9 protein-coding genes are annotated in these 11,738 nt (G+C 58.5%); 3 read left to right on the plus strand and 6 right to left on the minus strand.

What is annotated here, in order from left to right; all coding sequences use genetic code 11:
* Positions 1-15 precede the first annotated feature (15 nt).
* On the minus strand, positions 16-2,841 hold the full coding sequence (locus HP15_RS05115) for an HD domain-containing phosphohydrolase (RefSeq protein ID WP_014576503.1): 2,826 nt from the start codon (positions 2,839-2,841) through the stop codon (positions 16-18).
* A 111-nt stretch (positions 2,842-2,952) separates the two neighbouring features.
* Between HP15_RS05115 and alkB the strand changes: the two genes are divergently transcribed.
* The gene (alkB, locus tag HP15_RS05120) at positions 2,953-3,603 is read left to right on the plus strand and encodes a DNA oxidative demethylase AlkB (RefSeq protein ID WP_014576504.1); all 651 of its coding nucleotides are present in this window, start codon (positions 2,953-2,955) and stop codon (positions 3,601-3,603) included.
* Positions 3,604-3,607: 4 nt separating this feature from the next.
* Here the strand turns inward: alkB and HP15_RS05125 are convergent, their stop codons facing one another.
* The gene (locus HP15_RS05125; RefSeq protein WP_014576505.1) at positions 3,608-4,888 is read right to left on the minus strand and encodes an MgtC/SapB family protein; all 1,281 of its coding nucleotides are present in this window, start codon (positions 4,886-4,888) and stop codon (positions 3,608-3,610) included.
* Between the two features lie 164 nt (positions 4,889-5,052).
* Between HP15_RS05125 and HP15_RS05130 the strand changes: the two genes are divergently transcribed.
* Together HP15_RS05130 and HP15_RS05135 are read left to right on the plus strand one after the other, a co-directional pair.
* Positions 5,053-6,540 (plus strand): SulP family inorganic anion transporter, encoded by a 1,488-nt coding sequence (locus HP15_RS05130; protein WP_008170564.1) that lies wholly within the window; start codon positions 5,053-5,055, stop codon positions 6,538-6,540.
* A gap of 1 nt (position 6,541) precedes the next feature.
* On the plus strand, positions 6,542-7,468 hold the full coding sequence (locus tag HP15_RS05135; RefSeq protein WP_014576506.1) for a universal stress protein: 927 nt from the start codon (positions 6,542-6,544) through the stop codon (positions 7,466-7,468).
* On the opposite strand, the gene HP15_RS05140 is transcribed toward HP15_RS05135, so the two are convergent.
* The 4 genes from HP15_RS05140 to HP15_RS05155 form a co-directional block, all read right to left on the minus strand.
* Positions 7,465-8,331: a patatin-like phospholipase family protein gene (locus HP15_RS05140; RefSeq protein ID WP_014576507.1), complete on the minus strand. Its 867-nt coding sequence runs from the start codon at positions 8,329-8,331 to the stop codon at positions 7,465-7,467. The genes HP15_RS05135 and HP15_RS05140 overlap by 4 nt on opposite strands.
* Positions 8,332-8,423: 92 nt before the next feature.
* Positions 8,424-9,605 (minus strand): BaiN/RdsA family NAD(P)/FAD-dependent oxidoreductase, encoded by a 1,182-nt coding sequence (locus HP15_RS05145; protein ID WP_014576508.1) that lies wholly within the window; start codon positions 9,603-9,605, stop codon positions 8,424-8,426.
* Between the two features lie 150 nt (positions 9,606-9,755).
* Positions 9,756-10,811 carry an NAD(P)-dependent alcohol dehydrogenase gene (locus HP15_RS05150; RefSeq protein WP_041645086.1) on the minus strand — a complete coding sequence of 352 codons (1,056 nt, stop codon included), beginning with the start codon at positions 10,809-10,811 and terminating at the stop codon, positions 9,756-9,758.
* 105 nt (positions 10,812-10,916) lie between these two features.
* On the minus strand, positions 10,917-11,720 hold the full coding sequence (locus HP15_RS05155; protein WP_014576510.1) for a PhzF family phenazine biosynthesis protein: 804 nt from the start codon (positions 11,718-11,720) through the stop codon (positions 10,917-10,919).
* Between the last annotated feature and the right edge of the window lie 18 nt (positions 11,721-11,738).

The following is an 11,738-nucleotide window of genomic DNA, read 5'->3' on the forward strand; positions in this document are numbered from 1 at the left end:
GAATATACGTGTTTTTCAGCCCGGCTTCATGAACAGGCTTTCATCGACGTGATCGATCTGCCCGGGCTGCAGGTGCTGACGGGCATAGCGCTTATAGGTCCCTGACCGGATGAACAGCTCGAATACCGCGCGATCAATGTGTTCTTCTTCAACCATCCGACCCATGATGGTGAGGGATTCTGTGAGGGTTTTGCCTTGCTTGTAGGGGCGGTCGACAGCCGTCAATGCCTCGAACACATCCGCTACCGCCATGACCTTCTCGGGGATTCCCATCTCGGCCGCCGTCAGGCCGCAGGGATAGCCCTGGCCGTCCATGCGTTCGTGATGGGTGCCGGCCAGTCTCGGAACATTGGCCAGCCGGTCTGGCAGTGGCAGGGCGTCGAGCATGCAGATGGTTTGCACGATGTGTTCATTGATCTTGAAGCGCTCCTCGTCGGTCAGCGTCCCTTTGGCCACGGTTAGGTTGTGTAGCTCGCCACGGTTATAGGCGAACTCCGGCAATTCCATATCGAACCCCCAGCGGTTTCTCGGGTCTTCCTTTCTGACCGGGGGAATATGCTCTCCCCAGGGCCGGAGGTGTTCCGGTTTGTCGGCAAGCAGCGTTTCGGTGCAGGGCAGTGGCCGTTCCGGACAACCCTCAAGGGCATTTTTCTCGTCCGGAGACAGGCCGAGGCGGTCGCTGAAATGCCGCACCCAGGTTTGCTCGCCAATGCTGCGGATCTTCTCGATACTTTCGTCGGCCATGAACTCACCGCCCTGGTTGGCCGTTGCTATAAAATCGAATTCCTCCTGCAATCGGGCCTGGGTAGCCTGGCGTTCCTCGTCGGCGGGCGCCTCGTCGTCGCCAGCGAGTCTCCGTTTGAGAAAGCGGATTTCGGCATCCCGGTGCAGCACTTCGAATCGGGTGCGGATCTCGTGGATGCGGTTATGAATGGTCTCCAGCTTGACCGCCTTGTCGACCACATACTCCGGGCTGGTGATCTTGCCACAGTCATGAAGCCAGGCCGCGATATGGAATTCCTGCAGCTGCTCTTCAGTCATGGTGAACGAATCGAAGGCCTGGTCGTTGCTGGCGATGGCCTCATCTACCAGCATCTGGGCGAGCTTGGGTACCCGCTCGCAGTGGCCGCCGGTATAGGGGGATTTTGCGTCAATGGCATTGGCCACCAGCCGGATGATGCCTTCGAGAAGTGCTTGCTGGCTTTCGATAAGTTCCCGTGTTTCGATGGCCACGGCGGCGGAACCGGCAATTTCATCCACGAAGACGATCAGATCGTCACTCAACTGGGTGTGGTCGCCCACCTCCATCTCGATCGCCAGGACGCCGATCAGCTGTTTCCGACGGTTGCGAAGAACGGCGAACACCGGGTGCCCCGGGATGTGCTGCCGAAGCAAACGGATGATGTCGTTGTCATCTTGATTCGCTTGCACATTCGAGATGGTGTCCGGCAGTTGCAGATCCTGTTTGACAGCAAGAGAAAGCTGGTTCTTCTGGCTCGTGAACAGGTAAATACCGCCGCGCTCCTGTCCGACTATGTGGATAATCTGTTCGAGGATGTCCCGAAGCAGATGGTTCAGATCCTGGCCCCGGTTCAGCACGGTGGCGATGCTCTGGAAACTGCGGATGGTTTTCGCCATGTCATCCAGCGCAACACTCAGTTGGCGGGCTTCCCGGATGTTCGAGTCAGATTTGACCGGCGTGTCGAAGCGGAACCGCGACAACCGGCTCACCTGATCGGTCAGGTGCTCCAGTGGGCGACCTACCTGCCGCCCGAGGAACCATCCGATCACCAGCAACACAATAGCAATGAGTCCGGCGATAACCGTTTGTCTGGCCAATGCCGCCCAGACCTCGGCCAGCAGTTCGTCCGAGGGTATTGCCACGGCGATGGTCAGCCCCTCCTGTTCCAGTGCACCGAGGGGCTCGGTCATTGCATACCAGTCTTTTCCGTCAACGCTGAAGCTTGTGACAGGGCTGCCCTCCTTGCGATCCCCGACCCGATCCAGAGCTTTGGAAATTGCCGGTCCGGGCTCTTTTGCATCGCCCGAATCGGCCAGCACTTCCCGATCCCGGTTAACAATGGCTATCCGGGTGTTCGGTGTCTGGCGGAGTTCTGCCAACTGGGTGCTCAGGTCGGTCACGGTCACATCAATGCCGAAAATCGTACCCTGCTCCCCGGTTTCTTCCGATGCCCGACGGGACAGCGTGATGCCGGTTTCCCGGGTGGTAAAGAACGCGTAGGGCGCGGAAAGCTCCGTGGCATCCGATGCCTGGGCAGCATTGAACCAGGGCCGGGTACGCGGATCGTAGTTGTATTCCGGTACCGGGCGTTCTTCAATCACTTGCATGTCGGCATTGAAGAAATACCATTGACCCGGTGTTTGATTGCCCCCGTGGGTAATCGTCTGCAGCAGAAAACGGGTTTCTTCGGGGGCATCAGGAAACTGCAGTATTCCGGAACTGCGAACCTTGCGCAGGAGAACAAAGTCTCCGTTCTGGTAACCGGCATAAACGGCGCTGACAATGTCGCTGCTGGTAAGTATGTCGGCCAGAACCGGCAGCCGGTCAAGGCGCCGGGGCAGCGTATTGGCGCCTGCGAGGCTGTCGTGGCTGAGCACCGCAAGGGCAGTGGATGGTGGCGCGGTGATGGCCTGTATCCGGTCGTCAACACTGATAGCCAGTTGGCGGGCGGTGGCGCCAGCCGCGGACACTTTGGCTGCCTCCATGCCCCGGAAACTCTGACCGATCAGCACAATGGTAAGAACCAGCATACCGAGCGTAATGGCTGATGCAATCAGAAGGGCCAGGGAAATCTGGGCAGCCTGGCGTTTTCGATGCATGAATGATCCTTACCGGTGTGGATTGGCGTAAGACGGCGGAGAAGACCTGTTTAGTAAAAGACTAGTCGCTGCCTGGCACTTTTTCCGTTTATTCAGGGGGAATCGGTAGTTATGACTCAGGACCTGTTTGGCGAACAGCCACCGGAACAGACAGTCGAGCCTCTGGTGGATGGCGCGGTGGTGCTGCGGCAGTTCGCGCTCCCGAACGCCGAATCACTCATGGCCGACATTGAAACGGTTACCTCAGAAGCGCCGTTCAGACACATGAAGACCCCCGGTGGCCATGCCATGTCTGCGGCCATGAGCTGCTGCGGGGATCTTGGCTGGGTTACCGATAGACGGGGTTACCGGTATCAGGCGGAGGATCCGGAATCCGGCCGGCCTTGGCCCGCCATGCCTGCGGCTTTCCGGGAACTGGCCAGAAGCGCCGCCGAAACCGCTGGTTTTGAGGGATTTGAACCGGACGCCTGTCTGATCAACCGATACCAGCCCGGGGCAAAAATGGGGCTGCATCAGGACAAGGACGAGCAGGACTTCACGCAGCCCATCGTGTCGGTTTCTCTGGGCCTGCCGATGGTGTTCCAGTTTGGTGGTCTCAAACGCAGCGAACGCCCCATCCGCGTGCCACTTGCCCATGGTGACGTTGTGGTCTGGGGCGGCCCGGCCCGGATGCGTTATCACGGCGTGCTGACCCTCAAAGCGGGGGAGCACCCGCTAACAGGCGGGTATCGTTACAATCTGACGTTCCGTCGGGCCAGGTAAGGGATTACTGCAGCCAGGCGACCAGAAGCCCGGCTGCCAGAGAAAGCACCATCGGCCCCCCGACCAGCAGCCCGATCTGGCGATTGCCGACAAACCCGGCCAGCGCCGATTTCACGAGGTTGTTGGTGGCAGCGGCGATCACAATGCCGATGACTGCTGTTCCCATGGCCAGGCTGTTGTTGGACATGCGGGTCAGGGAGAGGGTAATTGCGTCCACATCCGCGATACCCGAGGTGGCTGCCAGGAAATAGATGCCCGCATCACCCAGCCAGTTGCCGAGGAACTCGCCCATCAGCAGGATGGCTGTAAGCAACGCGCCAAAAACCAGGGCCGAGCTTAGATCCAGCGGGTTCTGGTTGAGGGTTGGTTGGCTTACCTGGAGCTCTCGATCATTTTTCCGCCAGATAACGAGCGCGGGCCCGTAGAGCAGGGCGGTCATCACAAGCACGGGCCAGATCAGACTGGGCAACAGATCGGGATTGATCACCAGGCAATAAACCAGGATGCGGGGGAACATAGTGCCGCACGCAATCAGGATACCGGTGGCGAACTGGGCGTTGAGCTGCGGAGTTTTCGAGGCCTGGCGGGCAAAGTGCAGGGTGAGGGCAGTGGACGAGCTCAACCCGGCGAACAGACTGGTAAACAGGATGCCTTTGCGGGTGCCGGCGACCCGTATGGCGAAATAGCCGACAAAGGAAATGGAGGCGATCATCACCACCATCCACCAGATTTCCCTGGGGTTGAGAACGCCGCCAGGGCCCATCTTTTCGTTCGGCAATAACGGCAGCATGACCACGGAAATCAGCAGCAGTTTCAGGGCGGCATCCAGTTCATGTTCCTTCAGTTTGTTCACCCACCCATGAATTTCCTGCTTGTTGTCCAGGATGATAGCGGTCACAACAGCGGCTGCTGTGGCGATAACCGGGTCCACAGCCACCGCCACTGCCCCGAAACAGAAGGTCAGAACCATGCCAACCATGCCTGTAATACTGAAGTTGCGGATATGCTCCAGCCGCTCGCTGTAAGCCACGATGGCCATGGCCACCACACTGACCAGGAGCACGGGAAATGCCCACTCCGTGATTTCCCGGGCCAGTAACGCGGAAATACCGCCAAGCAGGCCCACCAGAGCAAAGGTGCGGATACCGGCAATTCGCTCGCCGGATTTCTGTTCCCGGGCGTCCCAGCCCCGCTCGAGGCCGATGATGGCGCCAAGCAGAAGAGCAACGGCGAGATTCAGGGTGGTCTGGTTTCCAGCGAGAAACTGGGCGGCAACGTCGTCCATGGGGCGATGCAAGCTCCTGTAAATCAATGATGTTCTGATAATAGCAGTAGAGGGCGCCGGTCGTTAGACGTCTAAGAACTTACCGCTAGCGACCTTACTTTCCTGTAAGGGGGCTGATAAGCTTCGCGACCTTTGAATTCGTAGCAAGCTGGAACCCCGAAATCATGGTGAATTCCCTTAAAGCCAACTGGCTTTCGAACATTCGTGGCGATGTGCTCGCCGGTATCGTTGTGGCGCTGGCACTGATTCCCGAGGCCATTGCCTTCTCCATCATAGCCGGAGTCGATCCCAAGGTGGGGCTGTATGCCTCCTTCTGTATTGCCGTGATCATCGCTTTCGTGGGCGGGCGCCCCGGGATGATTTCTGCCGCAACCGCAGCCATGGCGGTGTTGATGGTGACGCTGGTGAAAGAGCATGGCCTGCAGTACCTGCTGGCCGCAACCCTGATGACAGGCGTGCTGCAGCTGATTGCCGGTTATCTGAAGCTTGGCAGCCTGATGCGCTTCGTCTCTCGCTCGGTGGTGACCGGTTTCGTGAACGCCCTGGCCATTCTCATCTTTATGGCACAGTTGCCCGAGCTGACCAACGTCACCTGGCACGTTTACGCAATGACAGCCGCGGGTCTGGGAATTATCTATCTGTTTCCCCTGCTACCCGTTGTGGGCAAGGTTCTGCCTTCGCCCCTGGTGTGCATCGTCGTTCTGACAGCCGTTGCCGTGGTTACCGGAATGGACATCCGGACGGTTGGGGACATGGGCGATCTGCCGGATACCCTGCCGGTATTCCTGTGGCCGGACGTGCCTCTGAACCTGGAAACCCTGATGATCATCCTGCCGTACTCGATTCCGCTGGCCATTGTGGGGCTGTTGGAATCCATGATGACGGCCACCATCGTGGACGACCTGACGGACACTACCAGTGACCGTAACCGTGAATGCAAGGGTCAGGGCATTGCCAACATCGGCTCCGGCCTGATCGGTGGTATGGCCGGCTGTGCCATGATCGGCCAGTCCATTATCAACGTGAAATCCGGCGGCCGGACCCGGCTTTCCACCCTCACGGCCGGTCTTTTCCTGCTGGTTATGGTGCTGCTATTGGACAGCGTGTTGGTCCAGATCCCCATGGCGGCCCTCGTAGCGGTGATGATTATGGTGTCGATTGGTACCTTCTCCTGGGATTCGATTCGCAATCTGCGTGAGCATCCGCTTTCCACCAACATCGTGATGCTGGTAACCGTTATTGTCGTCGTTGCCACCCATAACCTGGCCTTCGGTGTTCTGGCCGGCGTGCTGCTGGCGGCGTTGTTCTTTGCCAACAAGGTGGGCCACTACATGCTGGTGACCTCCGAGCTGGATGAAACCACCGACACCCGCACCTACCGCGTTGTGGGTCAGGTGTTCTTCAGCTCCTCGGAAAAATTCATGGAATCCTTTGATTTCAAGGAAGCAGTCGATAATGTGGTGATCGACCTGAGTCGCGCGCATTTCTGGGATATCACCGCAGTGGGTGCCCTGGACAAGGCCGTGATCAAGTTCCGCCGTGAAGGCTCGGAGGTTGAGGTGATCGGTCTGAATGAAGCCAGTGCCACGATCGTTGACCGCTTCGGCGTGCACGACAAGCCGGACGCTGTCGATCAGCTGATGGGGCACTGACATGACACAGACCAGGGAATCCAACAGCGATCGCAGTCAGAATAAAAATCACAAGGATCATGAAGGCGAGGTTGAGATGTTACGATTAGTTGCCTGTATTGATGGCTCCCAGGCCGCTCCCGCAGTTTGCGATTACGCCAGCTGGGCCAGCAAGCACATGGAAACCCCCATGATGCTGTTGCACGTGCTTGATGAAGAGCGTTATCCGGCAGAGCCGGATCTGGCCGGAAGCATCGGCCTTGGCAGTCGTGAACAGCTGTTGGAGGATCTCGCAGAACTGGATCGAAAACGCGCCAAACTGGCCCTCGAACACGGGCATCACATGCTGGATGAAGCCCAAAAGCGGGTTGGCGAAGCTGGCATCTCAGACGTGGTGCAGAGGCAGCGACATGGGGACCTGACCGAGTCCCTGCTGGCGCTGGAGAATCAGACCCGGCTGCTGGTCATGGGGCTGCACGGTGAGAGCAGCTCGGAGCGTGACACTCACATTGGCAGCCAGCTGGAGACGGTGATTCGCAGCATGCATCGCCCGATTCTCCTGGTGCCGGATGAGTACACCCAGCCTCGCAGTGCCATGCTGGCATTCGACGGCAGTGCCACGGCTTTCAAGGGTGTGGAATTGCTGGCCGGCAGCCCGGTTCTCAAAGGCATGCCATTGCATCTGGTGATGGTTGGAGCGGATACCAATGACCGTTGGGAGCAGCTCAAAAAAGCCGAGAAAATGCTGGCAGGGCTGGAATCCGAGATCACTCTGGCGATCCGCGCCGGTGATGTGGAACCCACATTGCACGCTTACCAGGAAGAACATGATATCGACATTCTGGTGATGGGCGCCTACGGGCACTCTCGCATCCGTCAGTTCCTGGTGGGCAGTACAACCACCAGGATGCTGGAAACCGCCAGAAAGCCCCTGGTCGTCCTTCGCTAGGCCACTTCCTGGGCCAATTCCGCAAGATAGGCCATCGCGGCGCGGTGGCCTTGCTGATACCCCAGATCCAGTTTGTTGAGATCGGTCGTCAAACGGCTTACCGGAAAATCTTCCGGTGGCGCAATGATCCGAAGCCGGCAGTCGTCTGGCGGATTTTGAATGAACGACAGCGTCTCGTTGTATCGTTCGCCCCGATGGATCAGTGCCTCGGCAAGTCCCGGTTGCTCCCGAAACATACGCCTGGTGAGCGCCGGAAACGCCAACGGCTTTTTCTCATAGCCCAGCGGCCGGGATAGCACGACGGTGATGTCCCGCGCACCCCGGCGGTAGGCCTCTACAACCGGAATGGAATCAGCGATTCCGCCATCACTCATGGGCTCGTTGTCGACGCTCGGATAGTCACGGTAGGCCAGGGGAATGGAGCATGAGGCCGTGAGCACATCGTGGATGTTGTGATCGTCGACGCAAAAATACCGGGCCTCGCCCGTCATGACCGATGTGGTTGCTACCCAGAGTTTGGTGCTGCCAGACAGGTAATGGGCCAGATCAAGTGGCACCTCCTGGTAGGACTGGTGCCAGAGCCAGTTAACATCGCACAAATGCCCGCCCTGGAAGAATCGCCCCCAGTTTATAAACTCCGGCCGACAGGCGTGGTCTGTAATCACCCTGTGATTCCGGCCGTGATGGCCGCAGAGGTAACCAATCAGGTTGGTTGAACCGGCGGAGACGCCCCAGGCTTCGGTGAAAGGCTGGTACCGCTTTTCGAGAAAGGCATCAAGTACACCCGCGGCGAAGATGCCGCGCATGGCGCCGCCTTCGACGACAAGGGCGTTGCTGGTGGTGTTATTGGTATTCTGGAGCATCCGTTCCCCCTGTCTGTCGTGTTCTCCGGTAAGGCCAATACATGGACTCAGGTTACCAGTTCTACGGCCGGATTGTGGAGTCGGATGAACGTTCAGGCGCTGCTGCCGGCCGCCACACCGGATGCCCAGGCCCACTGGAAGTTGTGCCCACCGAGGTGTCCGGTGACATCGACTACCTCACCGATAAAATACAGGTTTGGACGTTCCAGCACCGCCATGGTCTTGGATGACAGCTGGCGCGTATCGACGCCACCAAGGGTAACCTCTGCCGTTCGGTAGCCTTCGGTTCCAGCCGGCTTGATCGACCATTGGCCCAGAACGTCGGCAACCTGTTCAATATCGCTGTTCTTGTAGCCCTGCAACGGGCCGGTCCAGCCGTGTAGTTCGTTAAAGGCCTGGGCAAACCGTTTTGGCAGGTGCTGGGCCAGGTAGTGCCCAACGGTGGATTGTGGCCGGGTTTTCCGCAGATTCAAAAGGTCGTCCTTGATCTGACAGGCCGGCAGCAGGTTGATGGCCAGGCTGTCGCCCGGCTCCCAGAAACTGGAAATCTGGAGCATGGCCGGGCCGCTGAGCCCGCGATGGGTGACCAGCATGGGTTCCCGGAAGTGCTGGTCGTGGCATTGGACATCGACAGGGCAGCTGACACCGGACAATGGTGCGAGCTGTTCTTTCAATTCCGGCTGCAGGGTAAAGGGCACAAGTCCAGCGCGGGTAGGAAGGATTTCCAGGCCGAACTGCTCGGCTACCCGGTAGCCAAACGCTGTGGCGCCCATGGTAGGAATCGACAGGCCTCCGGTGGCGATCACCAGGGATTCACAGGTGAGGTCACCGGAGCCGACGCGCAAGCGGTAGCCGCTGTCGGTTTCGGTGATGCGGTCGACCGCTGTCTTCATTCTCACGTTCGCGCCCGCCCACTCACATTCGGTTAGCAGCATATTGAGGATGTCCTTGGCGCTGTCCTTGCAGAACAACTGACCCGGGGCTTTTTCCTCATGCTCTATGCCGTGGCGATCCACCAGTTCCAGAAAGTCCTGGGGGGTATAGCGCTTTAACGCAGAAATGCAGTAGTGCGGGTTATCCGAAAGGAGGTTGGCCGGCGTACTGTTCAGGTTTGTGAAATTGCAGCGCCCGCCGCCGGACATCAGGATTTTCTTGCCGGGTTTATTGGCGTGGTCCAACACCAGCACGCTGCGGCCGCGATAGCCAGCAGTGGCCGCGCACATCAGGCCTGCTGCGCCAGCGCCGATAATAATGACATCGTAGTGTGAAGGCATGGGGTAACCACAAACCGGGTACGAACATTGAGTGGGCGAATTATACGGATATGGGGGGCTGGCGTCTGTGGTGCCGGGGTAACCACGTATGAAGTGGCGGGATGAGAAGGAGTCGGAGACCGGGCCCGTGAGGCCCGGTCTCCTGTGCAGTTACCCGTTTTTCAGGGTTTGCATATCGATCACGAAGCGATACTTCACATCGCCTTTTTTCATGCGCTCGTAGGCCTCATTGAGGTTGTTTATGTCGAGCATCTCGACGTCGCAGCTGACGTCGTGCTCTGCGCAGAAATCCAGAACTTCCTGGGTTTCCGGCATGCCACCGATCAGCGACCCGGCCAGAACTCGGCGCTTGAATACCAGGGCGCCAGCCTCTACCGGTGGCTCTACCGGCTCCAGCAGGCCAACCAGTATGTGAGTGCCATCGTGCTTCAGGCAGTTGAGGTAAGGGTTCAGATCGTGCTGGACTGGAACCGTGTCCAGCATGAAATCAAAGTTTTCAGCGGCTGCGGCCATCTGATCTTCATCGGTGGAGATCACTACATGATCGGCACCCTGCTTTTTCGCTTCCGGAACCTTGCTCTCGGAGCGGGTGAAAATGGTCACCTCCGCGCCAAGTGCCCGGGCGAATTTAACACCCATGTGACCGAGACCGCCCATGCCGATGACACCGACCTTATGGCCCGCTTTGACGCCATAATGGCGCAGCGGCGAGTAGGTGGTGATGCCGGCGCAAAGCAGAGGCGCAGCGGCCTTGATATCCAGCTTTTCCGGAATGCGAACGACAAACCGTTCGCTGACGGTGATACGCTCGGAATAGCCGCCAAAGGTGATGGAGTGATCGTGGCGGTCCTGGCCGTTGTAGGTGGAAGTCATGCCTTCGCTGCAGTACTGCTCCAAACCTGCTTCACAAGCTGAGCAGGTACGGCAGGAATCCACCATGCACCCGACGCCGACGACATCGCCTACGTTAAAGCTTTTGACCTCGGGGCCAACGGCCGTGACCCGCCCCACAATTTCGTGGCCGGGGACAACCGGATACTCGGTGATCCCCCAGTCGTTTTGTGCAAAATGAATGTCGGTATGGCAGACCCCGCAGTAGTCGATCTCGATCGCAACGTCATCGGGACGTGGATCCCGGCGGTCTATGGTATGAGGTGCCATGCCGGACGTTGGTGACTGTGCTGCAAATGCTTTGGTCGCTGTCATCACTTCGCCTCTGATTAAGAATTGAGGATAAGTTTACGAAACTGACCGTCAGAGCTATCACCGGCGACCATGTCGGTTTTTTCATTTGCACTCTGCAAGTGTGCCTCACAAATGAATGGCGCCTTCCATAAAGAAGGCTGCCTGGCCGGCAATGTCGACGCGATCCCCCTTTGACTCGCAGCGAAGTACACCGCCCCGGGCAGAAATCTGCCGAGCCTCAAGCTCGGTTTTGCCCAGTTGTTCGGACCAGTAAGGCACCAGCACGCTGTGAATGGAACCGGTAACCGGGTCCTCATCAATGCCGGCGCCAGGCGCGAAATAGCGGCTGACAAAATCGCAGTTGTTGCCAGGTGCGGTGATGATCAGCCCCTGGTTGCCCAGTTGCTTTAATTTGCGCAGATCCGGTTGCGCAGACCGCACAGCGTCTTCGTCCTTCAGGACCACCATGTAATTGGTGTCGTTTGGAACAAAAAACGCTGTATCAGGCGCGCTTTCCAGAGCTTCCCGAATCAGGGCCGGCGTGGGCTGTTTCTCGTAGGCCAGATTCGGGAAATCGAGTACCAGCCAGCCGTCGTCGGATTGCCGGACGGAGAGTGGGCCGCTTTTGGAACGTAAACGGATTTGCTCTCTGTCCCAGCCGAGTTTGTTGAAGATGATCCAGGCGCTGGCCAGGGTGGCATGGCCGCACAGTGGTACCTCTGTGCCCGGAGTAAACCAGCGGATATGGAAATCCGCGTCCTCGCCGGCCGGAAGAGGCACGAAAAAGGCTGTTTCGGAGAGGTTGTTCTCCGCGGCAAGCGAGAGCATGAGGTTATCTGGCAGCCACTGGTCCAGCGGCATGACCGCGGCCGGGTTGCCACCGAACACCTCGCTGGTGAACGCATCAACCTGATAGATGGGTAAAGTCACGGTCTCTTCTCCTATTTT

This window comes from Marinobacter adhaerens HP15 (assembly GCF_000166295.1).
In the GTDB taxonomy this organism is placed as follows: domain Bacteria; phylum Pseudomonadota; class Gammaproteobacteria; order Pseudomonadales; family Oleiphilaceae; genus Marinobacter; species Marinobacter adhaerens.

Bases quoted from the DNA above. Each gene is read 5' to 3' on its own strand.
- alkB (WP_014576504.1), top strand. From the start codon at position 2,953: ATGACTCAGGACCTGTTTGGCGAACAGCCACCGGAACAGACAGTCGAG.
- HP15_RS05115 (WP_014576503.1), bottom strand. From the start codon at position 2,841: ATGCATCGAAAACGCCAGGCTGCCCAGATTTCCCTGGCCCTTCTGATT.
- HP15_RS05150 (WP_041645086.1), bottom strand. From the start codon at position 10,811: ATGACAGCGACCAAAGCATTTGCAGCACAGTCACCAACGTCCGGCATG.
- HP15_RS05140 (WP_014576507.1), bottom strand. From the start codon at position 8,331: ATGCTCCAGAATACCAATAACACCACCAGCAACGCCCTTGTCGTCGAA.
- HP15_RS05135 (WP_014576506.1), top strand. From the start codon at position 6,542: ATGACACAGACCAGGGAATCCAACAGCGATCGCAGTCAGAATAAAAAT.
- HP15_RS05130 (WP_008170564.1), top strand. From the start codon at position 5,053: ATGGTGAATTCCCTTAAAGCCAACTGGCTTTCGAACATTCGTGGCGAT.
- HP15_RS05125 (WP_014576505.1), bottom strand. From the start codon at position 4,888: ATGGACGACGTTGCCGCCCAGTTTCTCGCTGGAAACCAGACCACCCTG.
- HP15_RS05145 (WP_014576508.1), bottom strand. From the start codon at position 9,605: ATGCCTTCACACTACGATGTCATTATTATCGGCGCTGGCGCAGCAGGC.